Here is a 25,979-nt window from a genome sequence, read left to right as displayed (position 1 = left end):
TATGACCTCGAACGACGTTTCTTCCGGTGCCGGTCCCGGCGGGCGGCGGCGTGCGCTGGGGCGGGGGCCGGGAGCCGCGCCGGTCGCCGAGGTCGAGTCCGGGCCTGATGTCGAGTCCGGGCCTGAGGCCGGTGGGCCGTTGGGCCCGTCCGTTCCGCAGAGCGGGACGCCTGCCCACAACGGCGACGAGGACGAGGTCGAGAAGGGGAACCCAGCTGCCGAAGCCCAGGAAGAAGCCTCCGACGGCGTCTTCAAGGTGCGGCTCGCCAACTTCGAGGGGCCCTTCGACCTCCTCCTCCAGCTGATCTCCAAGCACAAGCTGGACGTCACCGAAGTGGCGCTCTCCAAGGTCACCGACGAGTTCATGGCCTACATCCGGGCCATGGGACCGGACTGGGACCTGGACGAGACGACCGAGTTCCTCGTCGTCGCCGCCACCCTCCTCGACCTCAAGGCCGCCCGGCTGCTGCCCGCCGCCGAGGTCGAGGACGAGGCCGACCTCGCGCTCCTGGAGGCCCGGGACCTGCTCTTCGCGCGGCTGTTGCAGTACCGCGCGTACAAACAGATCGCCGACATCTTCAACGGACGGCTCGACGAGGAGGCCCGCCGCTACCCCCGTACCGTCGGCCTCGAGCCGCACCACGCCGAACTGCTGCCCGAGGTCGTCATCAGCATCGGCCCCGAGGGGTTCGCGAAGCTCGCCGTGAAGGCGATGCAGCCCAAGCCCAAGCCGCAGGTGTACGTCGACCACATCCACGCGCCCCTGGTGAGCGTCCAGGAGCAGGCCGGGATCGTGGTCGCGCGACTGAAGGAGCTCGGTGAGGCCAGCTTCCGGCTGCTGGTGGAGGATGCCGACGGCACCCTGACCGTCGTGGCGCGCTTCCTGGCCCTGCTGGAGCTGTACCGGGAGAAGGCCGTGGCACTGGACCAGGAGACCGCGCTCGGGGAGCTCGTCGTGCGGTGGACCGGTGGCGAGGGGGAGGCCGAGCCCGTGGTGACCGACGAGTTCGACCGGCCGCCCGAGCCGCCCAAGGAGGAGAAGGCGTGAGCGAGGACACCACCGAGGTGCCGGCGGGGCTGTCGGCCGTCGCCGAACTGGACCTCAAGCCGGCCCTGGAGGCCGTCCTGATGGTCGTGGACGAGCCCGCGACCGAGGAGCACCTGGCCAAGATCCTGGAGCGGCCCAGGCGCCAGGTCACCAGGGCGCTCAGGGAGCTGGCCGGCGAGTACGCCGCCCAGGGGCGCGGCTTCGAGCTGCGGCACGTCGCGAACGGCTGGCGTTTCTACAGCCGGGCCGCGTACGCCCCGGCCGTGGAGCGGTTCGTCCTGGACGGCCAGCAGGCCCGGCTCACCCAGGCCGCGCTGGAGACGCTGGCGGTGGTCGCCTACCGCCAGCCGGTCAGCCGCAGCCGGGTCTCCGCGGTGCGCGGAGTCAACTGCGACGGTGTGATGCGCACCCTTCTCCAGCGGGGCCTGGTGGCGGAGGCGGGCACGGAACCCGAAACAGGTGCGATCCTGTACGTGACGACGAACTACTTCCTGGAGCGGATGGGCCTGCGCGGTCTGGACGAGCTCCCGGAGCTCGCGCCCTTCCTCCCGGAGGCGGAGGCGATCGAGGCCGAGACCCAGGAAGGCGTACCGTCGTTCGATCCGGACGCCCCGGACACCGGGGACGCAGACGACAAGACGGAACTTTGATGCGAAGCAGCAGCGGCAGGAACAGCAGCGGAAACAACGGCGGGAGCCGTGGTGGCAACAGCGGCGGCCGCGGTGGGAACAGCGGTGGTCGCGGCGCCGGCAGCGGCGGCACCGGCGGTGGTCGCGGCGGGAGCACCGGGGGGCGCGGGAACTACCGCGGCGCCGGGAACGACCGCGACGACAAGCAGGGCGGCCGGCCGAAAAAGCCCCGCCCCGAGGAGCGGCGCTACGACGTGGGCCCCGGCGCCTCCCCGGAGGGGCCCAAGTCCGGGCGCGGCGCCTCGGCGCGCGGCGGGGCCAAGGGCGGCCCGAAGCAGTCCCCGGGCACCGGGCGTGGCCGTTGGGCGCCCGCGACCTCCCGTGAGTACGACGCCCGTGCCGAGGAGCGCAACCGGGAGCGGTACGCCGGCAAGAAGGACGTGAAGCTGCCCAAGACCTTCCCGGGCGCCGAGCAGGAGGGCGAGCGGCTCCAGAAGATCCTCGCGCGCGCGGGCTACGGTTCGCGGCGGGCCTGCGAGGAGCTCATCGAGCAGGCGCGGGTCGAGGTCAACGGCGAGATCGTCCTGGAGCAGGGCAAGCGGGTCGACCCCGAGAAGGACGAGGTCAAGGTCGACGGCCTGACCGTGGCGACGCAGTCGTACCAGTTCTTCTCGCTGAACAAGCCCGCCGGTGTCGTCTCCACGATGGAGGACAACGAGGGCCGGCAGTGCCTCGGCGACTACGTCACCAACCGTGAGACCCGGCTCTTCCACGTCGGTCGGCTGGACACCGAGACCGAGGGCGTCATCCTGCTCACCAACCACGGCGAGCTGGCCCACCGGCTGACCCACCCCAAGTACGGTGTGAAGAAGGTCTACCTCGCGCACATCGTGGGCCCGATCCCGCGCGACCTGGGCAAGCAGCTCAAGGACGGCATCCAGCTGGAGGACGGGTACGCGCGCGCGGACCACTTCCGGGTGGTCGAGCAGACCGGCAAGAACTACCTCGTCGAGGTCACCCTCCACGAGGGGCGCAAGCACATCGTGCGCCGCATGCTCGCCGAGGCCGGCTTCCCGGTCGACAAGCTGGTGCGGGTCGCCTTCGGCCCCATCACCCTGGGCGACCAGAAGTCGGGCTGGCTGCGGCGGCTGTCCAACACCGAGGTCGGCATGCTGATGAAGGAAGTCGACCTGTAGGCCCACCCTCACACGCGCGTGCGGCCGGTTCCGGTGAACTCCGGGACCGGCCGATGCGTTTTGGCCTTCCGCCCGGTCTGTACGGGTGACGGAGGGAGTGGGGATGGACATGAGGGCCGACATCTGTGACGAGGTGTGTCCGGTACGGCGGGAGGGCCCTGTGCGGCCTTTGCGTCCGGTACGACTGGAGGGCCCTGTGCGGCCTTCGCGGCTCGCAGGACTTCCGGGAGGCCGGGAAAACCCCCTGAGGCCGCTGTGGGGCTGCTCGGGCGGCTCGGCGGGGGTGCTGTCGTGAGCGCGGGGGAACTGCTGGAGCGTTCGCTCGCCTACGCGCTGGGCAGCGTGGCGGGGGCGGGAGGCGTCTGCCTGAATTCGGGCACACCGTGCGCCGACTGGAACCTGGGCGAGCTGCTCGGGCATCTCGACGACTCCCTGGACGCGCTGTACGAGGGGCTGACCGGCGGCAGCATTGGGCTGCTTCCGCACGCCGACCGGGTCTGCGGCTTCCGCACGCGCGCGTGTGCCGTGCTCGGCGCCTGGGCGGCGGGGCCGCCCGAGGACGTCCTGGTCGGTGAACGGCCGCTGGACGTGCGGGTGATGGCCGCGGTCGGTGCCGTCGAGATCACCGTGCACGGGTGGGACGTGGCCCGGGCCTGCGGACTCCCGCGGCCCGTTCCGGAGGGCCTCGCGGCCGAACTGCTCCCCGTCGCGCAGTGCGTGGTGGGGGAGGAGGACCGGGGCGTGCGGTTCGCCTCTCCGGTCACCGTGCCGCCCCGCGCGCCGGCCGGGAGCCGACTGCTGTCCTTTCTGGGCAGGCGTCCCTGAAGCCTTGTGGAGGACCCGCCCGCTCTTTATAGTCGTAGTGACTATTAGTCATGCTGACCATAAAGGGGGCGGGCGCGCGTGGACTACGACAAGTACGCCTACGAACCCTTCGCCGTCACCGTCGACCTCGCCGTCCTCACCGTCGCCGAGGGCGCCCTGCACGCACTGCTCGTGGAGCGGGGCCAGGAGCCGTACGCCGGGCACTGGGCGCTGCCCGGCGGGTTCGTGCACCCGGACGAGTCCGCGGAGACCGCCGCCCGGCGTGAACTCGCTGAGGAGACCGGTCTGTCGGACCTCTCCGGACTGCACCTGGAACAGCTGCGGACCTACAGCGAGCCCGGCCGCGACCCCCGGATGCGGGTCGTCTCCGTCGCCTTCGCTGCCCTGCTGCCCGACCCGCCCCAACCGCACGGCGGCAGCGACGCGGCCGACGCCCGCTGGGTGCCGTACGGCAAGGCGCGGCCGCTCGCCTTCGACCACGACCGCATCCTGGCCGACGCCCATGAACGCGTCGGCGCCAAGCTCGAGTACACCTGCCTCGCCACCGCCTTCTGCCCGCCCGAGTTCACCCTCGGTGAGCTCCAGCAGGTGTACGAGACGGTCTGGGGCACCACCCTCGACCGGCCCAACTTCCGCCGCAAGGTGCTCGCCACGCCGGGCTTCGTCGAAGCCGTGCCCGGTGCCGCGCGGCTCACCGGCGGCCGTGGCAAACCGGCCGCGCTCTACCGCGCCGGGCCCGCCACCGCCCTGCACCCCCCTCTCCTGAGACCGTCCCCGGAAGGACGCCCCGCATGACCACGATCCAGACCAGGCGCGCCGCCACCGGAACCCTCGTCGGCCTCGCCCTCGGGGACGCCCTCGGCTTCCCGACCGAGTTCAACGACGTGCGGTCGATCCTCGCCAAGTGCGGGCCGTGGCGGGAGATGGAGCTCTTCACGCCGGCCGTCGTCAGCGACGACACCCAGATGACGCTCGCGGTGGGCAGGGGGCTGCGGGCGGCGATGGACCGGGGGGTGCTCGGGCCGCTGCGGCTTCAGCGGCCGCTGCGAGAGGAGTTCGTCGACTGGTACCAGTCCCCGGACAACAACCGGGCGCCCGGCAACACCTGCCTGCGGGCCTGCTATCTGCTGAAAGACGAACGGCTGCCCTGGCAGGACGCCAGCCAGATCGGCTCCAAGGGCTGCGGGGCCAACATGCGGGTCGCGCCCGTCGGGCTCGTCCCGGGGCTGAGCGACGAACAGCGCGCGGGCGCCGCCCAGTTGCAGGCCGCGCTCACCCACGGGCACCCCACCGCGCTCGCCGCCTCCGACCTCACCGCGCGTGCCGTACGGCTGCTCGCCCAGGGCGCCGAGCCGGGCGAACTGGTCGGGCTGCTGCGGTCGTACGCCCTGGTGAACCGGGGCCAGTACCACGAGCGTTGGCTCGGGGACCTGTGGACGCGCGGCCAGGACCCGACGTCCGGGCAGTTCATGGCGCGCGGCTGGGACGAGTGCCTGGCCGTTCTCGACCGGCTCGACGACGCCGTGCGCACCGCCTCGCCCGAGGACGACCCGTGCCTGGCCACCGGGGCGGGCTGGATCGCCGAAGAGGCCCTGGCGACCGGGCTGTTGTGCTTCCTCCAGTTCCCCGAGGAGCCGCTGACGGCCCTGCGGCGGGCCGCGTGCAGCTCCGGTGACTCCGACTCCATCGCCTGCCTGACGGGTGCCTTCGCGGGCGCCCATCTGGGAGCCGACGCCTGGCCCGTGGAGTGGGCCGACCGGATCGAGTACGGCAGCGAGCTGGTGACGCTCGGGGCGCTCTGGGACGCCTAGCCCGGGCCGCCTAGGCCAGTTGGATCGAGTCGCCGGTGACCTTGATCTGCTTCTCCGGCAGCGGCTGGTTGGCCGGCGGGTTCGCCACCGAACCGTCCGTGATGTGGAACTTGCTGCCGTGGCAGGGGCAGTTGATGGTGCCGTCGGAGACGCTGGACACCTGGCAGCCTTGATGGGTGCAGATGTCGGAGAAGGCCTTGAACTCGCCCTTCTTCGGCTGGGTGACCACGACCTTCTGGTCCTTGAAGATCTTGCCGCCGCCGACCGGGATCTCGCTCGTCTTCGCCAGTTCGGTGCCGGCGCCCGCCTCCACCGAGCTGGAGCCGGAGTCGCCGTTCCCGCTGCCGTACTCGCTGCACCCGGCGGTCAGCGCGGCGCCGCCCGTCGCGAGAAGGACCGTGCGCCGCGTCGGGCTGTGCGTCATGTCGTCACTCCGAAGGTGCGGAAGAACCAGAGGGCGGAGGTCAGCCAGAGGATCGTGAGCGCGGTGAAGACGAGCCCGCCGACGATCGGCAGCAGCCATCCGGGAAGTCGCTCCCAGCGGAGCAGCAGCATCTTGGCACTGAAGACTCCGAAGAAGAAGCAACCCAGGAGGGAGTGCCACAGAACGCGTGATTCGTAGGACTGGAAGCCGAACGCGTACAGACAGTGCACCGCGACCGGCACCGCGAGCAGGAAGGCCACCCGGCCGGACCAGCGGTGCAGGGTGCCCGACCAGCGCGGGCCCGGCAGCCTGCCGTACAGCATCAGGGCCGAGACGAGCTGGACGAGCGCGAAGGAGAACGCGGCCGTCGCGAGCCATGACTTCACCGCGCCGGTGCTGCTGAAACCGGCGAGGTTGAAGGCCGTCCCCGTCGGGTCGTGGACCTTGCCGTAGGCGCCGAGGCCGACCGCCACCGCGGCGGCGACCAGGGCCGGGATCAGATAGCGGGCCGGGTTCGGGCCGCGCTCGGGTTCGGGTGCGGGCCAGCTCTGGGTGGCCGCGTTCGGGTCGACGGGCATGATCGGCTCCCTCGGGCGAGGTCAGGGGGTTACCGGACGGGCCGTGAGCTGCTGTCCGTCGACCGTCACCGCACCGGTCTCCGGGTCGATCGCGGGTGCCGGGGAAGGCTTGCCGTCACGCCTGAGGATGCCGACCTGCTTCCCGTCCGGCAGCACGATCCAGCCGCCCTCGATCCTCGCGCCGGCCACTGTGCTGTTCGCCCGGTAGAGACCGGACGACTTCTTGGCCTTCTTGATCGTGAAGGGGTGGCTGCTGCTGCCGACCCTGGCGGTGCCGCGGATCGCCTTGGCCCCCTTGGCCCTGCCCTCCAGACTCGCGCCGTCCTTGCCGGTGAGGCGCAGGCTGCCGTCGTCGTTCACTGCGCCTTGGAGCCACGATTCGATGTTGTGGCCGTCGCAGACGTACGCGATCGCCTTGTCGCCGCGCACGGTGATCGCGACCGCGGAGGAGTCGTCGTCGGTACGGCCCGTGTAGACGCCCTCGGGCACCGGCGTCCGGGCCGGAGACGGGCTGGGCGGCGGGGACGTCCGTGCCGGCGGGGTGCTCGGTGACGCTTTGGTGCTGGGTTTGCCGGACGACGGCGGCTTCACGTACGACGACGTGGGCTTCTCTCCCGTCGTGGCGTTGAGCGAGAGCATGAACAGGCCTAGCAGCAGTCCCGCGAGCAGTGTCAGCAGCGGTCCGGAACGCTTCATATGAGGGGCCTCCCCCGAGGCAGGTTTCCTGCCATGAGAGCCGACCCGGGGGCCCGCGTCCAGGGGCGCACGGGTGTGTTTCACCCCAAGTAGCGGAACCGGGACATTCGGGTGACATTGACCTGGTCCGTGCGGCCGTCTCACGGGGCGGGCGCCGAGCACCCCGTCCGCGCCGGCTGACTAGGCTGGTCGTGCACAGAGCCGGGATCACAGCAGCAAGGAGCAACGCCGTGGCGGTACGAGCGGTCCGGGGCGCCGTCCAACTCGAACAGGACGAAGCCGGCCACATGGACGAGCAGGTCGGGGCGCTGCTCACCGCCATCATGGAGCGGAACGAGCTGACCGCGGACGACCTGATCAGCATCTGGTTCACGGCCACGCCCGACCTGCACAGCGACTTCCCGGCGGCCGCGGCCCGCAAGCTCGGCATCGTGGACGTCCCGCTGATCTGCGCCCAGGAGCTCGACATCGAGGGCGCCATGCCCCGCGTGGTCCGGGTGCTCGCGCACATAGAGTCCGACCGCGCCCGCGCCGACATCGCGCACGTCTACCTCGGCGCCGCGGCCGCCCTCCGCAAGGACATCGCGCAGTGAGGACCGCGCTCGTCGTCGGGACCGGGCTCATCGGCACGTCCGCCGCGCTGGCGCTGGTGTCGCGGGGCGTCACCGTGCACCTCGCCGACCACGACCCCGAGCAGGCCCGTACGGCGGCAGCGCTCGGCGCCGGCACCGACGAGGTGCCCGAGGGACCGGTCGACCTCGCGATCGTGGCCGCGCCGCCCGCGCACGTGGCCGAGGTGCTCGCCGGTGCCATGCGGCGCGGTGCCGCCCGCGGCTACATCGACGTGGCCAGCGTCAAGGGCGGGCCGCGCCGGGAGCTGGAGGCGCTGGGGCTCGACCTGTCCTCGTACATCGGTACGCATCCGATGTCCGGGCGGGAGAAGTCCGGGCCGCTGGCCGCCTCCGCGGACCTCTTCGAGGGCCGGCCCTGGGTCCTCACCCCGACCCGGGACTCCGACACCGAGGTGCTCAACCTCGCGCTGGAACTGGTCTCGCACTGCCGTGCGGTGCCGGTCGTCATGGACGCCGACGCCCACGACCGGGCCGTGGCGCTCGTCTCGCACATGCCTCACCTGGTCTCCAGCATGGTCGCCGCACGTCTGGAGCACGCCGAGGAGGCCGCCGTACGGCTGTGCGGTCAGGGCATCCGGGACGTGACCCGGATCGCCGCGTCCGACCCCGGGATGTGGATCGACATCCTCTCCGCGAACCCGGGGCCGGTGGCCGACCTGCTCACCGATGTCGCCGGGGACCTGGAGGAGACGGTACGGGCGCTGCGGGCGCTCCAGTCCGCCGACGAGGCCAAGCGCATCGAGGGCACGTCCGGGATCGAGGACATGCTGCGCCGGGGGAACGCCGGCCAGGTGCGGGTGCCCGGCAAGCACGGGTCCGCCCCGCGGGTGTACGAGGTCGTGGCCGTGCTCATCGACGACCAGCCGGGGCAGCTGGCCCGGATCTTCGCGGACGCCGGCCGGGCGGGCGTGAACATCGAGGACGTGCGGATCGAGCACGCGACGGGGCAGCAGGCCGGTCTGGTGCAGCTGATGGTGGAGCCCCAGGCGGCACCCGTGCTCAGTTCCTCGCTGCGGGAACGGGGCTGGGCGATCCGGCGGTGAGCGGCGCGGTCGCTCCGTGTCGCCGGTCCACCCGTCGCCGGTCCGCCCTTCGGTGCGCGTCCGGACGAGTGACGCGCACCCAGTAACCTGGTGCGGGGCACAGTCGCGCCCTCACACCATCCGCCAGACGCACCCGAAAGGTGTCCCCCCGTGGAAAACGGCGCCGCCCAGCCCGTGATTGTCGCCATCGACGGCCCCTCCGGCACGGGCAAGTCGAGCACCTCGAAGGCTGTCGCCGCGCAGCTGGGGCTGAGCTACCTGGACACCGGCGCCCAGTACCGGGCGATCACCTGGTGGATGGTGAACAACGGCATCGACATCGACGACCCGACCGCGATCGCCGCCGTGGCCGGCAAGGCGGAGATCGTCTCCGGCACCGACCCGGAGAACCCCACGATCACGGTCGACGGCACGGACGTGGCCGGTCCGATCCGCACCCAGGAGGTCACCTCCAAGGTCAGCGCCGTGAGCGCGGTGCCCGAGGTGCGGGCCCGGATCACCGAGCTCCAGCGCTCGCTCGCGACCTCCGCGGAGAAGGGCATCGTCGTCGAGGGGCGGGACATCGGCACCACCGTGCTGCCTGACGCCGACCTCAAGATCTTCCTCACCGCCTCGCCGGAGGCCCGCGCCGCGCGCCGCAGCGGTGAGCTCAAGGGCGCCGACGTCCAGGCCACCCGCGAGGCCCTGATCAAGCGGGACGCGGCCGACTCCAGCCGGAAGACCTCGCCGCTCGCCAAGGCGGACGACGCGGTCGAGGTGGACACCACCGAGCTCACCCTCGCGCAGGTCATCGAGTGTGTCGTGACTCTCGTCGAGGAGAAGCGGGCCGGGAAGTGAGCGGGGACTCGTCGGGCAGGGCTTCTTCGGAGAAGGCCGTTCCCTCGGAGAGGGGCGCCGAGGTCGGGCGGCGGATCGGCGTCGGCCTGATGTACGGGCTGTGGAAGCCGCGGGTGCTGGGTGCCTGGCGGATGCCCGCGACCGGTCCCGCGATCCTCGCCGTGAACCACTCCCACAACATCGACGGTCCGATGGTCATGGGCGTGGCGCCCCGGCCGACGCACTTCCTGATCAAGAAGGAGGCGTTCGTCGGGCCGCTGGATCCGTTCCTGCTCGGCATCGGACAGGTCAAGGTCGACCGGTCGGGCGCCGACCGCACGGCCATCACCCAGGCCCTGGACGTCCTGTCGGCCGGCGGTGTCCTCGGGATCTTCCCGGAGGGCACCCGCGGCGAGGGCGACTTCGCCGCGCTGCGTGCCGGGCTCGCCTACTTCGCCGTGCGCAGCGGGGCGCCGATCGTCCCGGTCGCGGTGCTGGGAAGCTCCGAGAAGCGCGGACGGTTGATAAAGGGGCTGCCTCCGCTGCGCAGCCGGGTCGACGTCGTCTTCGGCGACCCCTTCGACGCGGGCGACGGCAGCGGACGCCGCACACGCAGGGCGCTGGACGAGGCGACCGAGCGCATCCAGAAGCAGCTGAGCAGTCACCTGGAAAACGCCAGGCGCCTCACCGGGCGCTAGGCGACACTGAGTAGTGGATCCGACCGGCGAAAGGGCCGGCGGATCCACCGATCACCACGATGAACGAGGTACGGACTTCATGAACGACCACATCCACTCCGAGGGCTCGGGCGAGGAGCACGACCACGGGGCGCTTGGCGATGCCGAGTTCGCGGAGTTCATGGAGCTCGCCGCGGAAGAGGGCTTCGACGTCGAGGACGTCGAGGGTGCCATCGAGGCGGCCGGCCACGGGCCGCTGCCCGTGCTCGCCGTCGTCGGCCGCCCCAATGTCGGCAAGTCGACACTCGTCAACCGCATCATCGGGCGCCGCGAGGCGGTCGTCGAGGACAAGCCCGGTGTCACCCGCGACCGCGTGACCTACGAGGCCGAGTGGTCCGGGCGCCGCTTCAAGGTCGTCGACACCGGCGGCTGGGAGCAGGACGTCTTCGGCATCGACGCCTCCGTCGCCGCGCAGGCCGAGTTCGCGATCGAGGCCGCCGACGCCGTCGTGTTCGTCGTCGACGCCAAGGTGGGCGCCACCGACACCGACGAGGCGGTCGTACGACTGCTGCGCAAGGCCGGCAAGCCCGTGGTGCTGGCCGCCAACAAGGTGGACGGCCTGAGCGGTGAGTCCGACGCGGCCTACCTGTGGTCCCTGGGTCTCGGCGAGCCGCACCCCGTGTCCGCGCTGCACGGCCGGGGCACCGGCGACATGCTGGACGCGGTCCTGGAGGCCCTGCCGGAGGCGCCCGAGCAGACCTTCGGCGGCACCGGGATCGGCGGCCCTCGCCGGATCGCGCTGATCGGCCGCCCGAACGTCGGCAAGTCCTCGCTGCTGAACAAGGTGGCCGGCGAGGAGCGGGTCGTCGTCAACGAGCTGGCCGGCACCACCCGTGACCCGGTCGACGAGCTGATCGAACTCGGCGGGGTCACCTGGAAGTTCGTCGACACCGCCGGTATCCGCAAGCGGGTCCACCTCCAGCAGGGCGCCGACTACTACGCCTCGCTGCGGACCGCGGCCGCCGTCGAGAAGGCCGAGGTGGCGGTCATCCTGATCGACGGCTCCGAGTCCATCTCGGTGCAGGACCAGCGGATCGTCACCATGGCCGTGGACGCGGGCCGTGCCATCGTCGTCGCCTACAACAAGTGGGACACCCTCGACGAGGAGCGCCGCTACTACCTGGAGCGGGAGATCGAGACCGAGCTCGGCCAGATCGCCTGGGCTCCGCGCGTGAACGTCTCGGCGAAGACCGGACGGCACATGGAGAAGCTGGTCCCGGCGATCGAGACGGCCCTGGCGGGCTGGGAGACGCGGGTCCCCACCGGTCGCCTCAACGCCTTCCTCGGCGAGCTCGTCGCCGCCCACCCGCACCCGATCCGGGGCGGCAAGCAGCCGCGCATCCTCTTCGGCACCCAGGCCGGCACCAAGCCGCCGCGGTTCGTACTCTTCGCCTCCGGGTTCATCGAGGCGGGCTACCGGCGGTTCATCGAGCGCCGGCTGCGCGAGGAGTTCGGCTTCGAGGGCACCCCGATCCACATCTCGGTGCGGGTGCGCGAGAAGCGCGGCGCCAAGAACACCAAGAAGAAGTGACGCGGGCATGAGTGAGGGGGCGGTCCCAGCCGGGACCGCCCCCTCACTCATGCCTCAGATCCCTCTGCGCGGGCCGGGCGGCAGCGCCGCCGGGACGTGGTGCATCCCGGTGTGCTGCTGCCCGATGTGACCCACCCGCTGCCACTGCGACTGCTGGCGGGCGCTGAACGCCCCCGCGCTGTAGGCGCTGTACGAGCTGCTGAACGAGCCCGAGGCGTGCGGGGTGTTCCCGAACGCGGTGAAGCCCAGCTCCTCCTCGCCGCTGCGGTCACCCGGCAGCGAGCGGAAGGTCTTGACGTACTCGGAGTAGAGCGCGTCGTAGATCGGCGTGGCCGATGGTCCGCCGGGAAACCGGCGCGGAGCGTCGTATGGGTGCACGTATGTCCAAACGACCGCGGGACTTCAGGGATGCGGGTGCGTGATCAGGGGGCACCCGCACGCCCTGGCCCGTCGGTCCTTCGCGCCCCGGCCAGGCGGATCCTCACGTCCCGGCCAGGCGCCCTCACGTCCCGGCCAGCGGCATCGCGGCGGCCACCAGTTTCCCGTTGGCCGCGGCCTTGTCGAGCGCGTCCCGGAGCAGGTCCTCGCGCGGCTGGCGGCCGATGGAGCCCACCGGGGCGGCGAACATCAGCACTTGCTGGTGCTTGTTCGCGGCCGCCCGCCAGCTCTCGGTGACCTGGAGCGGCTGGTGCGCCTGCCACCAGGCCACCGGCTGGCCGCCGTTCGCCGACGGCTGGAGCACCGCGTGCAGCTGGCCCACCGCGAGCAGCACCGACCAGCCGTGCAGCACGGACGGCACCGAGTCGATCGTGGTCAGCGGCATGAACCCCTGCTCGATGAGCAGCGGCAGGAAGTCGTCGCCGAGTCCCGTCGCGCCCGGCCGCGCGATCGGCCCGGTCGGTTCCACGACCAGCGCCGGGTGCAACTCCCCGGCGATCAGGACGAGTCCGCTGGTCACCCCGAGCACCGCCTGCTCGGGTGCGACCTTGTCCGGGTCGAGGTCCACGGTGTCGCCGGTGATGGACTTCACCGCGCCCTGGAGCTGCTCCTCGGTGACCTGGACGACCTGGGAGGGCAGGCAGGTGGCGTGGGCGAAGGCCAGGACGGCGGTCTCGTCGCCGATGAACAGGACGGTGCTGGTGCGCTCCTGTTCGGAGTCGCCCTGGGTGCGGCAGGACGTGCAGTCGTAACTGCCGGGGGCGTTCTCGCCGGCGAGCAGCCGGTCGGCTTCTTCGTCGCCGATCTCGGCACGTACCTCGTCGCTGACGTCGAGCATGCGCGGCACGGGTGGCTCCCTCGGGATGTGGTGCTCGGGCGGGTCCCGGGCTCATGAAGAAGACAACGGGTGATCTGTGGCCGGAGTCACGCTTCAGGGCGAACGGAATCGAACCATCCAGCGCGCAGGGTCACCACGGGTGCGGAATCAGGCACTCAGCGTCAAGTGGAGGGGAGATCAAGGGAGTTGGTTGCGTGAACCGGGTCACAGAATGACAACGGCCCTGTTCGACAAATCAGGAAATCCACTGATGAAGTGGGTGGCCGGAAAATGCCGATACCCGCGGTAACCGTCAACTGACCTGCTACGACGTGGAGTTGGTTGCTGTCGCCTCCACAGGCTCTCTACATTCCTCCGCCGTGTGCAGCGAGCACCGCTCGGGAACGTCCGCCGACGCACCAAGCCAGCACTTCGCACCACCTTCGGCGGACGGGGCGGAGCGCGACCACCCGGCCCCTGTGCCGGGAGCGCGCCCCGCCTTGGGGGACCCCGGGTTGTTCGAGAGGGAATCACATGTCCGAATGTGCCGATACCACGCGCGACAGCGCTCGTAAGACCCGGACCACCGCGGCCCTCGCCGGGGCCGCCCTGCTCGCCCCCCTCGGACTGCTGGCCGCGGCCGGCAACTCCGTGGCGGCGGACGGCGGAGTGTGGGACCGCATCGCCCAGTGCGAGAGCGGCGGGAACTGGCACATCAACACCGGCAACGGCTACTACGGAGGACTCCAGTTCTCCGCCGGCACCTGGCGCGCGTACGGCGGTACGGCCTACGCGCCCACCGCCGACCAGGCCACCAGGTCTCAGCAGATCGCGGTGGCCACCAAGGTCCAGGGTGCCCAGGGTTGGGGCGCCTGGCCGACCTGCTCGACCCGGGCCGGGGCGTACGGCGGCGCGCCCGCCGCCTCCTCCGGCTCCGCGGAGAGCTCGTCCTCGACCAAGGCCGCTCCCGCCAAGCCGGTGAAGAAGCCGGTCCGTTCGGAGGGCCACACCAACCGCAGCGCGTCCCGCGGCGACTACACCGTCCGCACCGGCGACACGCTCAGCAAGGTCGCCACCCGGCACGGGACCACCTGGCAGCGGCTCTACGCCCTCAACAAGGCCGTCATCGGTGCCGATCCCGATCTGATCGTGCCCGGGCAGCGCCTCGAGATCTGAGATCCCCCCGTCGCGGGCACGGGGCCCCGTCCGGTCGCCCTTCGACCGCGCGGGGCCCCGGGCGCATGCGGGGTCTCCGTCTCCTTCACCTCGGCCGCAGTTCAGCGGACTCGCCGGCGAACACGACCGTGCCGCGCCGCAGTTCGTACACGATCGCCTGCCTGTCGAGCAGCGCGGGCGGCAGCCGCTGCTCGGCCACCACCACACACGCGTCCAGCGCGGCGAGGAGGCCGTACGTGCGGGCCGCGACCGCCGGGGACATGCCCTGCGCGGGTTCGTCGACGAGGACCACGCGCGCGCGTGCCAGGAGGGCACGGGAAAGAGCGAGCATGCGCTGCTCGCCGCCGGAGAGGGTGTCGGCGCGGCGGGTGAGCAGCGGGGCCAGCTGCGGGTAGGCGTCCAGGGCGAGGTCATAGGCGGACGCGGCGAGTTCGAGGTTCTCGCGGACGGTGAGCGAGCCGAACACCGCCTGGCGCTCGGGGACCAGGCACAGCCCGCGCCGGGCCCGCTCGTATGCCGGCACATGGGTCACGTCGGTGCCGTCCCACACCACGCGGCCGTCGGTGAGCGGCACTGTTCCGGCCAGGGCGCGCAGGGTGGTCGTACGGCCGGAACCGTTGCGGCCCAGCAGGACGGTGAGGCCGGGGGCGGAGGCGGTGAGGGTGATGCCGTGCAGGGCCTCCAAGGGGCCGTAGCGCACGCGCGCGTGGCGCAGGGAGATTCCGTTCATACGGCCGTCTCCCCGGCGTCGAGGGTGTCCAGTACGTGGGCCGGGGGTCCGGAGGCGATGATGCGGCCCGCGGTCATCACGTGCACCACGTCCGCGAGGCCGGCGACCAGGTCCAGGTCGTGCTCGACGACGAGGAGGGCCGCGCCGTCGGCGGCCAGGGCGCTCAGGACGCGGGCCAGGGCGGCCACTTCGGCGGTGTCCAGGCCGGCGGCGGGTTCGTCGAGGAGGAGGACGCTCGGGGTGCCGGCGAGGGCTCTGGCGAGTTCGACCCGGCGGAGGGTGCCGGTGGGGAGGCCGGCGGCGGGGGTGTCTCGGAGGGGGCCGTCGAGGTGCAGGAGTCTCAGTGCGCGGTCCGTGGCCGACGGGTCTTTGATGTGGCCCTGTTCCGCGCCGAGTCGGACGTTCTCGGTGACGGTCAGGGTGGGGAAGACGGCGAGTTGCTGGAAGGTGCGGGCGATTCCCAGGCGGGCGCGGGTGTGGGGGGACAGGGGGGTGATGTTCCTGCCGTCGTAGCGGACTTGGCCTCGGGCGGGGCGGAGTGTTCCTGCCAGGCAGTGGAAGAGGGTGCTCTTTCCGGCTCCGTTGGGGCCGATGATCGCGGTGATTCTGCCTGGGGGGAGGGTGAGGTCGACTCCGGCGAGGGCGGTGAAGCCGTCGTAGCGGGCGTGGAGGCCGTGGGCGGTGAGGACTCCCCGGCCTTCGGCCGGGTTCGTTCTCGTGTGCCCACCCGCACCACCCGTGCGGGAATCGTGGTCGGGTGCTGGCCCCTGTGGGGGTGCAGCGGCGTCGGCGGGTGCGGCGGTGTGGTCGGGGGCAGGCGTGGCGTCGGGGGGCCGGGCGGGTACGCCTGCGGGTGCGGGTGCGGGTGCGGGTGCCGGAGTCGGTCCAGATGCCGGTGCCGGGGTGGGCCCTGGTGCCGGTGTCCCTGCTGGGGCCTGTGCAGGTGCGCCGGGTGTCGTCCTGAGGCGTTGCCTCACTCGGGAGCCCAGTGGGGTCAACCCTGCCGCGCGGGGTGGCTTCAGGCTGTCCGTCAGGGTTCGGAGCGCCTCGTACGGGCCCCCGGGGAAGCGGCCCACCAGGACCGCCAGCACACCGATCAGGGCCGCCGCCACCCCGCCCCGTGCGCCCGCGTCCAGGCCGACCAGCAGGGCTGCCGCCGCCAGTGCGCCCAGGGTGCTGTCGGCGCCCAGGACCATCACCGCGGCGAACCAGAGGAGGCTGCGGACGGGGTCGTAGGCGGCGGGGTCGAAGGCGCGCAGGCCCATGGCGAGCATTCCGCCGCCCAGGGCGGCCAGGGCGGCGCCCGCCACGAAGGCCAGCAGCTTCAGGGCGGGGACCCGGACGCCCGCCGCCGACGCGCCCTGCTCGTGGTCGCGCAGGGAGGCCAGGGCGCGTCCCGTGCGGCCCCTGCGCAAGGCGCGGGTCGCCAGCAGGGCCAGGGTCAGCAGGGCCAGCTCCAGGACGTAGTACGCGCGGTCGCCGTCGAAGCCCCGGGGGCGGTCCAGGGTGAGGCCGGACGTGGCGTACGGCTGGGCGAAGACGAAGCGGCTCACGCCGACGCCGACCGCGAAGGTCGCGAGGGCCAGCGCCAGGCCCCGGCGGGTGATCGCCGGCCACCCCGTCACGAGGCCCAGGGGAGCCACCAGGAGCACCGCGAGCGCGAGGGCCGCCAGTTCCGGCAGCCGGGGCAGGCCCGGGAAACGGCCCGCGGCGAGGAGCGCGGTGAACAGGGCTCCCAGACCCGCGTAGGCCGCCTGCCCGAGCGAGATCTGGCCGCCCCTGCCCGTCACCACCACCAGCGAGAGCAGCACCACACCCAGCGCCGGGACCTGGACCGACGTGTGCAGGTCCGGGCCGGCGAAGCCCAGCGGGAGCAGGAACAGCACCGTCGCCACGATCCACGCGCCCGGCGGCGTGGGCACACGCGCGGTGGCCGTACGCGGCAGCGCGTCACGGGTGCCGACGCCTGGGAGCACCAGGGACGCGATCAGCAGGGCCACGACGAAGAGGTTCGCGCCGACCGCCTGGAGCAGCGGTGCGCCCCGGCCGGACGGGTGCAGCCTCGTCAGCTGGCTCTGGGCGACCCCGATCGTCAGGGCCACCAGGACGGCCGCCGGCAGGCTCCGCATCCGTGCCGCCACCGCGACCGCGACCACCTCCATGACGAGCAGGGGCAGACCGTACGGGTCGAGGCGGACGTAGGGAGCCAGCAGCACGCCCGTCAGGCCCGCCGTGAACGACCCGAAGGCCCAGCCGGCCGCCGCCACCCGGTCGGCGTCGATCCCGCCGAGCACGGCCAGCCGCCGGTCGTCCACCACCGCCCGCAGCTCCCGCCCGAAGCGCGTCCAGCGGATCACCGCGCCCACCCCGAGGGCCAGGACCAGGACGATCGCCAACTGTCCCCACGGGTCGGCCGCCACCAGCTCCGGGGCGTCGTCCCGGGCGCCCTGACCCCACAGCAGCGCGGCCCCGCCCACCAGCAGCACGAACACCCCGATGGAGGCCACCAGGGTCTGGGCGGGATCGCGGCCCAGGACGGACAGCGGCCGGAAGACGAAACGCTCAAGGACCACTCCCAGGGCCGGAGCCAGCACCAGGAGGGTCAGCGCCGCCCCGGCCCACAGCGGCCGGCCCCACTCCACCACGCACTGCCGGAGCACGTACGCGCACACCATCGCGATCGCCCCGTGCGCGAAGTTCAGCACCCCGGTCGCGCGGTACGTCACGATCAGGCCGACCCCGGTGAGCGCTGCCGCGCTGCCGACCGAGAGACCGGCCAGGGTGAGGTCCCAGGTCAGCGAGGACATCAGTCGGTCTCTTCGACGGGCTCACAGATCGGGCAGGGGCCCAGCTCCCCGCTCGCCAGGAGCTTGGCGTCCACCGGGACCGCCTCCGCCTTCCCGGAGACCAGCGGACAGTCCGCGCGGTGCCAGAGCGTGCCGCCGGGCACCATCAGCAGGTCCCCGCTCACCGCGAGGGGCGCCCCGGCCGCCGTACCGGAGTCCTCCGCGGGGCCGGGGTCCGCGGCGACCAGGAGGCCGTACAGCTCCTCCACGCGCGTGGCGGCGAGCGCGCCCCGGCCGTGGGTGAGGAGGACGGCCGCGGCGACGATCAGCGCGGCTCCGGGCACCGTGCAGGAGGCGAGGTAGGGCAGCTGCCGTTCGGCGTAACGCTCGCCCGAGACGCCGTACCAGCCGAGGACGCAGAGCACCGCGCCCGCGGCGAGGGCGGCCCAGCCGGCCCAGAGGACGGGGTGCACGGTCCGCAGTCGGGCTGTCCGCATCTCTGGCTCCCACATGTCGCGTGCCTGACCCTGTGCAAGTCCACCAATCGCTTGCACTATGCCTTCTTGAAGCTGACCCTGAAAGCACTGGGCGCACGTGGCCCGGACCGACACCCGGTGGTGAGCCAGATGGTTCTCGGGAGCGACCGCACGTGGGGGAACGGCAGCCGGGGGCTGGTGGCGGGATTCGTCCTCGCCGTGGCCCTCACGGCGTGCAGCGACGACAGCGGCGGCGGCAGCGAGAGCCCGCCCCCGACGCCTTCGGTGGAGCGGAGCACACCGTCCGCGGCCCCGTCGACCGGCGGACCCGCCGACGCGGCGGCCGCCCGGCGCGAGATCAGGACGAACTGGCAGAAGTTCTTCGACCCGAAGACCTCGACCAAGGACAAGCAGGCCGTCCTCGAGAACGGCGACGAGATGGGCCCGGTGCTCCAGGCCTTCAGCGGCGATCAGCGCGGCGGGCAGGTGAAGGCGCAGGTCACCAAGGTGCAGTTCACGAAACCGGACCAGGCGACCGTGACGTACACCCTGCTCCTGAACGGCGCCACGGCCCTTCCGGACGCCTCCGGCACGGCGGTCGAGGAGGGCGGCCACTGGAAGGTGTCGGTCAACACCCTGTGCGCGCTGGTCCAGTTGAGCGGCAATGCCACGGCGTCGGCGCTGCCGGGCTGCTGAGGCCGCCCTCGCGGTGCTGCTGCTCGCGGTGGGCACGGCGTGCGGCAGCCGGCTGCCGGAGAGCGATTTCGAGCACCGGGAGCGCGCCGGCCCCGCCCAGGAAGCCGGGCCGATCCGGGTCGGGATCGTCACCAGCGCCACCAGCCCGGTCGGCGGCGACGCCTTCACCGGCCCCCGCGACGGGGCCAAGGCGTACTTCGAGCGGCTCAACGCGCGCGGGGGCGTCGGAGGACGCCGGGTCGAGGTGCGCGAGTGCGACGACGGCGGCAGCGGCGTCGGCAACAACACCTGCGTGCACCGGCTGCTCGACGAGGACAAGGTGGTCGCCCTGGTCGCGACCACCGCCCTCGACTACGCGGGTGCCTCCCGGGTCTCCCACGCGCGCGTGCCCGACATCGGCGGCCAGCCCATCGGTGCCGCCTACGACACCTGGCCGCACCTCTACGGCATCTACGGCAGCCTCGCGCCCCGCGACGGCACCACCGGCTGGGGCGGGAAGCAGTACGGCGGCACCGAGGTGTACCGCTACTTCAAGCGCGAGCACGGGGCCCGTACGGCCGCGGTCGTGTCGTACAACCAGGCCGCCTCCGCCGCCTACGCCGACCTCGTCGAGCAGGGCCTGAGGGCCGAGGGCTACAAGGTGGTCACCGAGCAGGTCGACTTCGCGCTGCCCAACTTCCGTGCCGTGGCGGCCGATCTCAAGGAGCAGGGCGTCGACCTGGTCTTCGATGCCGTCGACAGCCACGGCAACGCCCAGCTCTGCGAGGCGATGGACGGGGCCGGGGTCGAGGTCACCGCCAAGGTCACCAACGTGCAGAACTGGGCCTCCACCGTGCCGGACGACTACAAGGAGGCCCCGCACTGCCGCAACTCCCTCTGGGCCACCGGATCCAGCCGGAACTTCGAGGACACCGGCAATGCGGCGGTACGTGCCTTCAGGGACGCCACGAAGGGGCTCAGGACGCACTCCCAGTGGCAACTGGAGGGCTGGGCGGCCGCGATGTGGTTCACCGACGCGGCGAGGTCGTGCGCGGAGCAGGGCATCACGCGCGCGTGTGTCGACGCGTACATGAACCGCAGCCAGGGCTACACCGCGGACGGCCTCCTCGTCCCCGTCACGTTCGAGCGCCTCTCCGAGCCGCCGGAGGACCGCGAGACCTGCCTCTCGGTGGCCCGCTGGAAGGACGGCCGCGGCTGGGTCACCCAGGGCGACATGAACGACACCTGCTTCGACGTTCCGCAACTGTCCTACCGGCAGTGACCTGTCGGTGTCCCTCAGCGCAGTGCGCCGAAGAACTCCCTGACGTCACCGGACAGCAACTCCGGGACCTCCAGGGCGGCGAAGTGGCCGCCGCGGTCGAACTCCGTCCAGCGGACCACGGTGTTGGCCTGCTCGGCCCAGCGGCGGATCGCCACGTCCTCGCCGAAGTTGGCCACCGCGGTCGGCACCCCGGAGTTCGACGTCGGGAACCAGTCCGGCACATGGCTGTTCTCGTAGTACATGCGGGCCGCAGAACCGGCCGTGCCGGTCAGCCAGTACAGCATCACGTTGGTGAGCAGGGTGTCCCGGTCGATCGCGTCCTCCGGCAGGGTCGCCGAGGAGTGCGTCCACGCCTGGAACTTCTCCATGATCCAAGCCAGTTGGCCGACGGGCGAGTCGGTCAGGCCGTACGACAGGGTCTGCGGTCGGGTCGACTGGAGGACGTTGTAGCCGAAGCCGTCCGTGGTGAAGTCGGCGATGCTCGCGAGGCTCCTCAGCTCGCGGTCGGTCAGCCCCTGGCGTGCCTCCTCGTCGACCGGGCCGAGCGGGATGAAGCCGACCGAGGCGGCGTTCACATGGACGCCGACCACGGACTCGGGGGCGACACGGGCCAGCGCGGGGGAGATCAGCGCGCCCATGTCGCCGCCGTGGGCGCCGTACCGCTCGTAGCCGAGCCTGCGCATCAGCTCCGCCCAGGCGCGGGCGACCCGGTTGACGTTCCAGCCCGCCTCGCGCGTCGGCCCGGAGAAGCCGAAGCCCGGGATGGACGGGATCACGAGGTGGAAGTCCTCGCGCAGGGAGCCGATCACCCCGAGGAACTCCACCACCGAGCCAGGCCAGCCGTGCGTCAGGATCAGCGGGAGCGCGTCCGGGCGGGCGGAGCGAAGGTGCAGGAAGTGCACCCGGGCGCCGTCGATCTCGGTGACGAACTGCGGGAGTTCGTTGAGGGCGGCCTCGTGCTTGCGCCAGTCGTAGGCGTTCCGCCAGTACCCGGCGAGATCGCGGAGATACGGCAGGGAGGCGCCGTACGCCCAGCCGGCGTCCGGGAGTTCGTCCGGCCAGCGGGTGAGGTCCAGGCGGGTGTGCAGGTCGTCGAGCTGGGCCTGCGGGATGTCGATCCGGTGGCTGTGCACGCTGTTGTCTGCCATGAGTCCACGGTAGGAAGACTTGCGGACAGCTACTGTCCGCGATGACTGGCAGACTCGGCTCCATGTTGGAGACCTCGGCACGACTGCTGCGCCTGCTCTCGCTCCTCCAGGCCCACCGCGACTGGTCCGGCGCCGACCTCGCCGCCCGCCTCGGCGTCACCCCGCGCACCGTGCGCCGGGACGTGGACCGGCTGCGCGAGCTGGGCTACCCCGTCAACGCCAGCCCCGGCACCGGCGGCGGCTACCAGCTGGGCGCGGGCGCCGAGCTGCCCCCGCTGCTCCTGGACGACGACGAGGCCGTCGCGGTCGCCGTCGGACTGCGCACCGCCGCCGGGCAGGGCATCGAGGGCATCGGCGAGACCTCGGTGCGGGCCCTCGCCAAGCTGGAGCAGGTCCTGCCGGGCCGGCTGCGCCGCCGGGTGGGTGCCCTGAACGCGTTCACCGTGCCGATGCTGCGCGGCCCCCAGCCCTCCGCCGTCGACCCCGCCGTCCTCACCGAGCTCGCCCACCTGTGCCGGGACGCCGAGCGCCTGCGCTTCGAGTACAGCGACCACGGGGGTGCGGTCAGCCGCCGTACCGTCGAACCGCACCGCCTGGTGTGCAGCGAGCGGCGCTGGTACCTGGTCGCCTGGGACCTGGACCGCGACGACTGGCGGACCTTCCGCGTCGACCGGATCACTCCGAAGCCGCCGCACGGCCCCCGTTTCACCCCGCGCACCCCGCCCGCCGACGACCTGGCCGCCTATGTCTCGCGAGGCGTCTCCACGCGCGCGTACGCCTCCCACGCGGTCGTACGGCTGCTGGTGCCCGTCGAGGAGGCCGCCGAGCGGATCTCACCGAGCGCCGGGGTGCTGGAGGCGGAGGGGCCCGGCAGCTGCATACTGCGCACCGGGGCCTCCAGTCTCGACGTCATGGTGATCCACGTGGTCCTGACCGGCTTCGAGTTCGAGGTGCTGGAGCCCGCCGAGCTGACCGAGGCGATCAGGACGGTTCGTGACCGGCTTGCTCGCTCGCTTGCTCGCTCTTCGGCTCCGGCTGCGGAGCCTGGGCCGCGTACTCCGGATGGTGCAGGTCGAACGCGGGGGACTCGGAACGGATCCGCGGCAGCGTCGTGAAGTTGTGCCGCGGCGGCGGGCAGGAGGTCGCCCACTCCAGGGAGCGCCCGAAGCCCCAGGGGTCGTCCACCTCGACCGGCACGCCGTACTTCGCGGTCTTCCAGATGTTGTAGAGGAACGGCAGCGTCGACATGCCGAGCAGGAACGCGCCGATCGTCGAGACCGTGTTCAGGGCGGTGAAGCCGTCCGCGGCGAGATAGTCCGCGTACCGGCGGGGCATGCCCTCCGCGCCCAGCCAGTGCTGCACCAGGAACGTGGTGTGGAAGCCCACGAACAGCGTCCAGAAGTGGATCTTGCCGAGCCGTTCGTCGAGCAGCTTCCCGGTGAACTTGGGCCACCAGAAGTAGAAGCCGGCGAAGATCGCGAAGACGACCGTGCCGAAGACGACGTAGTGGAAGTGCGCCACCACGAAGTAGGTGTCCGACACGTGGAAGTCCAGCGGCGGCGAGGCCAGCAGCACCCCGGTCAGACCGCCGAACAGGAACGTCACCAGGAAGCCCGTGGCCCACAGCATCGGTGTCTCGAAGGACAGCGAGCCCTTGATCATGGTTCCGGTCCAGTTGAAGAACTTCACCCCGGTCGGCACGGCGATCAGGAAGCTCATGAACGAGAAGAACGGCAGCAGCACCGCGCCGGTGACGAACATGTGGTGGGCCCACACCACGATCGACAGACCGGTGATCGACATCGTCGCCGCCACCAGCGTCAGATAGCCGAAGATCGGCTTGCGGCTGAAGACCGGGATGATCTCCGTGATGATCCCGAAGAACGGCAGCGCGATGATGTACACCTCGGGATGCCCGAAGAACCAGAACAGGTGCTGCCACAGCAGCGCCCCGCCGTTGCCCGCCTCGAAGACCTGCGAGCCGAAGCGCCGGTCCGCCTCCAGGACCAGCAGGGCGGCGGCGAGCACCGGGAACGCCAGCAGGATCAGGATCGACGTGAACAGGGTGTTCCAGGTGAAGATCGGCATCCGGAACATCGTCATGCCGGGCGCGCGCATCCCGATGATCGTGGTGATGAAGTTGACCGCCCCGAGGATCGTGCCGAAGCCCGCCAGCGCCAGGCCCATGATCCACAGGTCGGGGCCGACCCCGGGGGAGTGCGCGGAGTTGTTCAGGGGCGCGTAGGCGAACCAGCCGAAGGCGGCGGGGCCGGTCGGCACGAGCAGTGAACCCAGCACGATCAGGCCGCCGAACAGGAAGAACCAGTACGACAGCATGTTCAGCCGCGGGAACGCCACGTCCGGTGCGCCGATCTGGAGCGGCATCAGCTCGTTGGCGAAGCCCGCGAAGCTCGGGGTCGCGAACAGCAGCAGCATGATCGTGCCGTGCATCGTGAACAGCTGGTTGTACTGCTGGTTGTCCATGATCTGGAGCCCGGGGCGGGCGAGCTCGGCGCGCATCAGCAGGGCCATGATCCCGCCGACCAGGAAGAACGCGAACGACGTGATCAGATACAGGTGGCCGATCTTCTTGTGGTCGGTGGTGGTCAGCCAGTCCACGACCAGCCGCCCGCGCCGCCTGTGCCTCCTGGTCCGCACCGGTCCTGTCGTCGCCTGCGCGGTCTGCGTCCCCATCGCTCGCCCCTTCGCTCGGCTCACGCCATGATGCTCGCGCCGTCGTGCGCGGCGACAGGGGGCGTAAGGGGGTTCTGTGCCGGAACCGTGTATTTCTTATGCGGCGTCAGCTTCCCGGGCCCTGTCCGGTATAGGCGGGCAAAGGGGCCGCGGCTGTTCTCCACCCAGCCTTCTCACAGTCCTTTCGGGGAAGTCGGGGGACACGCGGGAATTTCGTTCGAATACCCGCGGAAGGGCTAGGGAAACGCCCGTCCGTGTGACGCACCGCAAGGGAAACGCGGACCTTGATCCTGTGACAGAAGCGTGACAGGAGGGGGGCCGGGTACGGACTTCCGCAGTCACCGGGCAGGGCCTAGCGTGGCGCCATGGCACCCATTCCCACACCGTCCGCCGAACCCGACGACAGCCCGGACACCTACGTCGGCCTCGACTCCGCAGCCGCCGAGCGGATCGCGCGCGAGCGGGGCTGGCCGACGGTCCGGTCGCTGCCGCCGGGGGCGATCATCACGATGGAGTACCGCGCGGGCCGGCTGAACTTCGAGGTGAAGGACGGCTTCGTCGCGCGGGCCTGGAAGGGCTGAGATCCCGGTACCTGGAAGGGCTGAGCTCCCCGGGTACCTGGAAGGGCTGAGATCCCGGTACCTGGAAGGGCTGAGATGCCCGGTACGACGACGAAGGCCCCGGCTCCATTCCAGGAGCCGGGGCCTTCGTCGTGGTCCGCTTGCGAGGTGGTGTGCGTACCTGCGGAGGGGGCGGTCAGCCGCCGGTCAGCGGGCGGGTGGCCGAGGACGGGGTGCCGCGTACGAGGCGGTCGGAGTGGGGTGGACGGCGGCTGCCGACCGGGGTGACCGGGGTGCGCTCCGAGCGGCTGGTGTGCGGGCCGGGGGACAGATGGATCGGTGTCCTGGGTCCGCGCGGCGGAGCGACGGCCTCGCGGGCCGCGGTCTCGTTCTGCGGGGCGGTGAGTGGCTTGAGCCGGGCCGGTGCGGGGGCCGTGACCGGGGTGACGGGGGCCGGGGCCCTGACGCCGCCGCGGGCCCGCCAGCGGTCGCGCAGGTCGAAGGCGTAGACCTCGGTGCGGGCGATCAGCGGCTCGAACCAGGGGAGCGCCAGCAGGATCAGCAGTCCCGCGACCCAGCCCAGCAGGACGTCGCTCAGCCAGTGCGTACCGAGGTAGACGGTGGCCATGCCGACGCCCAGCGAGGTGACCGCGGAGATCGCGGACAGCCAGCGGCGGGCTCTCGGGGTGGAGGCCAAGTAGGCCAGGATTCCCCAGGTCACCACGGCGTTCGCGGTGTGGCCGCTGGGAAATATATCGCCGCCCATGCCCATCTCGTTCGAGCCGATGACGGTGGCGTAGTGCGGTCCGAGCCGTCCCATGCCGTACTTGGCGGCGCCGACCGTGATGTTCAGCAGCAGCAGCGAGGTGCCGAGGGTCAGCAGCGGGCGCAGGGTGTGCTGCCGCCAGGAACGCCAGCCCAGCCAGGCCGCGACCATCACCGCGGTCGGGCCGCGCTGGCCCAGCACCACGTAGTAGTCGACGAACCAGTGGATGGACGCCCACTGCTGGTACGGCCGGAAGAACATGACCTGCCAGTCGAGGCGGACCAGCCACGAGGTGGTCACCACCAGCCACACGATCGCCAGGTAGAACGCCAGGGCCGCGACCACGAGGACGGTCCGGTGACGGCTCGCCCTCGGCACGCTGAGGTGGGCCGGCCGTTCCGGCTCACGGTCCAGTCTGGCGAACACCCGGTCCAGACGGGTGGGGTTTCGTTCGGTACGCACCCA

Annotated in this window: 26 protein-coding genes and 1 pseudogene; 16 read left to right on the top strand and 11 right to left on the bottom strand. The window is 71.8% G+C overall.

Features of this window, described 5'->3' with window-relative positions:
• The first annotated feature begins 1 nt into the window (after position 1).
• The 6 genes from IF54_RS0125240 (at position 2) to IF54_RS0125215 (ending at position 5,509) form a co-directional block, all read left to right on the top strand.
• Positions 2-1,048 (top strand): segregation and condensation protein A, encoded by a 1,047-nt coding sequence (locus IF54_RS0125240; RefSeq protein WP_051735520.1) that lies wholly within the window; start codon positions 2-4, stop codon positions 1,046-1,048.
• A complete protein-coding gene (gene scpB, locus IF54_RS0125235; protein WP_020139428.1) occupies positions 1,045-1,698 on the top strand; it encodes an SMC-Scp complex subunit ScpB in 654 nt (217 codons plus the stop codon). The genes IF54_RS0125240 and scpB overlap by 4 nt, the downstream gene beginning before the upstream one ends.
• The gene (locus tag IF54_RS0125230) at positions 1,698-2,873 is read left to right on the top strand and encodes a pseudouridine synthase (protein ID WP_030322497.1); all 1,176 of its coding nucleotides are present in this window, start codon (positions 1,698-1,700) and stop codon (positions 2,871-2,873) included. The genes scpB and IF54_RS0125230 overlap by 1 nt, the downstream gene beginning before the upstream one ends.
• A gap of 291 nt (positions 2,874-3,164) precedes the next feature.
• A complete protein-coding gene (locus IF54_RS0125225) occupies positions 3,165-3,698 on the top strand; it encodes a maleylpyruvate isomerase family mycothiol-dependent enzyme (protein WP_030322494.1) in 534 nt (177 codons plus the stop codon).
• Between the two features lie 78 nt (positions 3,699-3,776).
• Positions 3,777-4,493, top strand: a complete 717-nt coding sequence (locus IF54_RS0125220; RefSeq protein WP_030322487.1) for an NUDIX hydrolase — start codon at positions 3,777-3,779, stop codon at positions 4,491-4,493.
• Positions 4,490-5,509 carry an ADP-ribosylglycohydrolase family protein gene (locus tag IF54_RS0125215; RefSeq protein WP_030322484.1) on the top strand — a complete coding sequence of 340 codons (1,020 nt, stop codon included), beginning with the start codon at positions 4,490-4,492 and terminating at the stop codon, positions 5,507-5,509. Before IF54_RS0125220 ends, IF54_RS0125215 begins: the two co-directional genes overlap by 4 nt.
• Before the next feature lie 10 nt (positions 5,510-5,519).
• On the opposite strand, the gene IF54_RS0125210 is transcribed toward IF54_RS0125215, so the two are convergent.
• Genes IF54_RS0125210 through IF54_RS0125200 form a run of 3 tightly spaced genes read right to left on the bottom strand, consistent with a single transcriptional unit; the run spans position 5,520 to position 7,207 of the window.
• On the bottom strand, positions 5,520-5,933 hold the full coding sequence (locus IF54_RS0125210; RefSeq protein ID WP_030322481.1) for a Rieske (2Fe-2S) protein: 414 nt from the start codon (positions 5,931-5,933) through the stop codon (positions 5,520-5,522).
• Entirely contained in the window at positions 5,930-6,511 is a 582-nt protein-coding gene (locus IF54_RS0125205) for a DUF6529 family protein (protein WP_030322475.1), read from the bottom strand. The genes IF54_RS0125210 and IF54_RS0125205 overlap by 4 nt, the downstream gene beginning before the upstream one ends.
• A 21-nt stretch (positions 6,512-6,532) precedes the next feature.
• Positions 6,533-7,207 carry a hypothetical protein gene (locus IF54_RS0125200; protein WP_030322474.1) on the bottom strand — a complete coding sequence of 225 codons (675 nt, stop codon included), beginning with the start codon at positions 7,205-7,207 and terminating at the stop codon, positions 6,533-6,535.
• A 230-nt stretch (positions 7,208-7,437) separates the two neighbouring features.
• Here IF54_RS0125200 and aroH point away from each other — a divergent pair, with 230 nt between their 5' ends.
• The 5 genes from aroH (at position 7,438) to der (ending at position 11,966) form a co-directional block, all read left to right on the top strand.
• Positions 7,438-7,800: a chorismate mutase gene (gene aroH, locus IF54_RS0125195; protein ID WP_020139420.1), complete on the top strand. Its 363-nt coding sequence runs from the start codon at positions 7,438-7,440 to the stop codon at positions 7,798-7,800.
• Positions 7,797-8,882, top strand: a complete 1,086-nt coding sequence (locus tag IF54_RS0125190; protein ID WP_030322472.1) for a prephenate dehydrogenase — start codon at positions 7,797-7,799, stop codon at positions 8,880-8,882. The genes aroH and IF54_RS0125190 overlap by 4 nt, the downstream gene beginning before the upstream one ends.
• 150 nt (positions 8,883-9,032) lie before the next feature.
• Positions 9,033-9,719, top strand: coding sequence for a (d)CMP kinase (gene cmk, locus IF54_RS0125185; RefSeq protein ID WP_030322470.1), 687 nt, complete (start codon positions 9,033-9,035; stop codon positions 9,717-9,719).
• Positions 9,677-10,396, top strand: coding sequence for a lysophospholipid acyltransferase family protein (locus IF54_RS0125180; RefSeq protein ID WP_420790555.1), 720 nt, complete (start codon positions 9,677-9,679; stop codon positions 10,394-10,396). The genes cmk and IF54_RS0125180 overlap by 43 nt, the downstream gene beginning before the upstream one ends.
• Positions 10,397-10,475: 79 nt before the next feature.
• The gene (gene der / locus IF54_RS0125175) at positions 10,476-11,966 is read left to right on the top strand and encodes a ribosome biogenesis GTPase Der (RefSeq protein WP_030322465.1); all 1,491 of its coding nucleotides are present in this window, start codon (positions 10,476-10,478) and stop codon (positions 11,964-11,966) included.
• A 54-nt stretch (positions 11,967-12,020) separates the two neighbouring features.
• Here der and IF54_RS0125170 read toward each other — a convergent pair whose 3' ends face one another.
• Together IF54_RS0125170 and IF54_RS0125165 are read right to left on the bottom strand one after the other, a co-directional pair.
• Complete coding sequence (locus tag IF54_RS0125170; RefSeq protein WP_020139415.1) at positions 12,021-12,344, bottom strand: hypothetical protein; 324 nt, start codon at positions 12,342-12,344, stop codon at positions 12,021-12,023.
• A 124-nt stretch (positions 12,345-12,468) separates the two neighbouring features.
• The gene (locus tag IF54_RS0125165; RefSeq protein WP_030322463.1) at positions 12,469-13,251 is read right to left on the bottom strand and encodes a hypothetical protein; all 783 of its coding nucleotides are present in this window, start codon (positions 13,249-13,251) and stop codon (positions 12,469-12,471) included.
• Between the two features lie 504 nt (positions 13,252-13,755).
• Between IF54_RS0125165 and IF54_RS0125160 the strand changes: the two genes are divergently transcribed.
• The gene (locus IF54_RS0125160; protein WP_030322461.1) at positions 13,756-14,397 is read left to right on the top strand and encodes a transglycosylase family protein; all 642 of its coding nucleotides are present in this window, start codon (positions 13,756-13,758) and stop codon (positions 14,395-14,397) included.
• 85 nt (positions 14,398-14,482) lie between these two features.
• Here the strand turns inward: IF54_RS0125160 and IF54_RS0125155 are convergent, their stop codons facing one another.
• The 3 genes from IF54_RS0125155 to IF54_RS0125145 are packed head-to-tail and all read right to left on the bottom strand — an operon-like array spanning position 14,483 to position 18,410.
• Entirely contained in the window at positions 14,483-15,127 is a 645-nt protein-coding gene (locus IF54_RS0125155; protein WP_030322459.1) for an ABC transporter ATP-binding protein, read from the bottom strand.
• Positions 15,124-17,934 carry an ABC transporter permease subunit gene (locus IF54_RS0125150; RefSeq protein ID WP_030322458.1) on the bottom strand — a complete coding sequence of 937 codons (2,811 nt, stop codon included), beginning with the start codon at positions 17,932-17,934 and terminating at the stop codon, positions 15,124-15,126. The genes IF54_RS0125155 and IF54_RS0125150 overlap by 4 nt, the downstream gene beginning before the upstream one ends.
• On the bottom strand, positions 17,934-18,410 hold the full coding sequence (locus tag IF54_RS0125145; protein ID WP_030322456.1) for a hypothetical protein: 477 nt from the start codon (positions 18,408-18,410) through the stop codon (positions 17,934-17,936). The genes IF54_RS0125150 and IF54_RS0125145 overlap by 1 nt, the downstream gene beginning before the upstream one ends.
• Before the next feature lie 129 nt (positions 18,411-18,539).
• Between IF54_RS0125145 and IF54_RS0125140 the strand changes: the two genes are divergently transcribed.
• Both IF54_RS0125140 and IF54_RS0125135 read left to right on the top strand, forming a co-directional pair.
• Positions 18,540-19,085 (top strand): hypothetical protein, encoded by a 546-nt coding sequence (locus IF54_RS0125140; protein WP_030322454.1) that lies wholly within the window; start codon positions 18,540-18,542, stop codon positions 19,083-19,085.
• Entirely contained in the window at positions 19,054-20,346 is a 1,293-nt protein-coding gene (locus IF54_RS0125135) for an ABC transporter substrate-binding protein (RefSeq protein WP_030322452.1), read from the top strand. Before IF54_RS0125140 ends, IF54_RS0125135 begins: the two co-directional genes overlap by 32 nt.
• 14 nt (positions 20,347-20,360) lie before the next feature.
• On the opposite strand, the gene IF54_RS0125130 is transcribed toward IF54_RS0125135, so the two are convergent.
• Complete coding sequence (locus tag IF54_RS0125130) at positions 20,361-21,494, bottom strand: epoxide hydrolase family protein (RefSeq protein ID WP_030322446.1); 1,134 nt, start codon at positions 21,492-21,494, stop codon at positions 20,361-20,363.
• A 62-nt stretch (positions 21,495-21,556) separates the two neighbouring features.
• Between IF54_RS0125130 and IF54_RS41395 the strand changes: the two genes are divergently transcribed.
• Positions 21,557-22,609, top strand: a complete 1,053-nt coding sequence (locus IF54_RS41395; RefSeq protein WP_030322445.1) for a helix-turn-helix transcriptional regulator — start codon at positions 21,557-21,559, stop codon at positions 22,607-22,609.
• Positions 22,610-22,652: 43 nt separating this feature from the next.
• On the opposite strand, the pseudogene ctaD reads toward IF54_RS41395, so the two are convergent.
• Positions 22,653-24,188, bottom strand: a pseudogene (gene ctaD, locus IF54_RS0125120) (cytochrome c oxidase subunit I); the annotation flags it as partial.
• Between the two features lie 365 nt (positions 24,189-24,553).
• Here ctaD and IF54_RS0125115 point away from each other — a divergent pair.
• Positions 24,554-24,769, top strand: a complete 216-nt coding sequence (locus IF54_RS0125115; protein ID WP_030322439.1) for an I78 family peptidase inhibitor — start codon at positions 24,554-24,556, stop codon at positions 24,767-24,769.
• Between the two features lie 175 nt (positions 24,770-24,944).
• Here the strand turns inward: IF54_RS0125115 and IF54_RS0125110 are convergent, their stop codons facing one another.
• On the bottom strand, positions 24,945-25,976 hold the full coding sequence (locus IF54_RS0125110) for a phosphatase PAP2 family protein (RefSeq protein ID WP_030322437.1): 1,032 nt from the start codon (positions 25,974-25,976) through the stop codon (positions 24,945-24,947).
• Positions 25,977-25,979 lie beyond the last annotated feature (3 nt).

The sequence above is a fragment of the Streptomyces sp. NRRL B-3229 genome, from assembly GCF_000719505.1.
In the GTDB taxonomy this organism is placed as follows: Bacteria; Actinomycetota; Actinomycetes; order Streptomycetales; family Streptomycetaceae; genus Streptomyces; species Streptomyces griseorubiginosus.
This window is presented reverse-complemented; position numbering and strand designations above follow the sequence as displayed.

Excerpts from the sequence above, each read along its gene's own strand:
- IF54_RS0125240 (WP_051735520.1), top strand. The coding sequence starts at position 2 with ATGACCTCGAACGACGTTTCTTCCGGTGCCGGTCCCGGCGGGCGGCGG.
- IF54_RS0125230 (WP_030322497.1), top strand. The coding sequence starts at position 1,698 with ATGCGAAGCAGCAGCGGCAGGAACAGCAGCGGAAACAACGGCGGGAGC.
- IF54_RS0125215 (WP_030322484.1), top strand. The coding sequence starts at position 4,490 with ATGACCACGATCCAGACCAGGCGCGCCGCCACCGGAACCCTCGTCGGC.
- IF54_RS0125210 (WP_030322481.1), bottom strand. The coding sequence starts at position 5,933 with ATGACGCACAGCCCGACGCGGCGCACGGTCCTTCTCGCGACGGGCGGC.
- IF54_RS0125205 (WP_030322475.1), bottom strand. The coding sequence starts at position 6,511 with ATGCCCGTCGACCCGAACGCGGCCACCCAGAGCTGGCCCGCACCCGAA.
- IF54_RS0125200 (WP_030322474.1), bottom strand. The coding sequence starts at position 7,207 with ATGAAGCGTTCCGGACCGCTGCTGACACTGCTCGCGGGACTGCTGCTA.
- der (WP_030322465.1), top strand. The coding sequence starts at position 10,476 with ATGAACGACCACATCCACTCCGAGGGCTCGGGCGAGGAGCACGACCAC.
- IF54_RS0125160 (WP_030322461.1), top strand. The coding sequence starts at position 13,756 with ATGTCCGAATGTGCCGATACCACGCGCGACAGCGCTCGTAAGACCCGG.
- IF54_RS0125155 (WP_030322459.1), bottom strand. The coding sequence starts at position 15,127 with ATGAACGGAATCTCCCTGCGCCACGCGCGCGTGCGCTACGGCCCCTTG.
- IF54_RS0125150 (WP_030322458.1), bottom strand. The coding sequence starts at position 17,934 with ATGTCCTCGCTGACCTGGGACCTCACCCTGGCCGGTCTCTCGGTCGGC.
- IF54_RS0125145 (WP_030322456.1), bottom strand. The coding sequence starts at position 18,410 with ATGCGGACAGCCCGACTGCGGACCGTGCACCCCGTCCTCTGGGCCGGC.
- IF54_RS0125140 (WP_030322454.1), top strand. The coding sequence starts at position 18,540 with ATGGTTCTCGGGAGCGACCGCACGTGGGGGAACGGCAGCCGGGGGCTG.
- IF54_RS0125135 (WP_030322452.1), top strand. The coding sequence starts at position 19,054 with ATGCCACGGCGTCGGCGCTGCCGGGCTGCTGAGGCCGCCCTCGCGGTG.
- IF54_RS0125130 (WP_030322446.1), bottom strand. The coding sequence starts at position 21,494 with ATGGCAGACAACAGCGTGCACAGCCACCGGATCGACATCCCGCAGGCC.
- IF54_RS41395 (WP_030322445.1), top strand. The coding sequence starts at position 21,557 with ATGTTGGAGACCTCGGCACGACTGCTGCGCCTGCTCTCGCTCCTCCAG.
- IF54_RS0125115 (WP_030322439.1), top strand. The coding sequence starts at position 24,554 with ATGGCACCCATTCCCACACCGTCCGCCGAACCCGACGACAGCCCGGAC.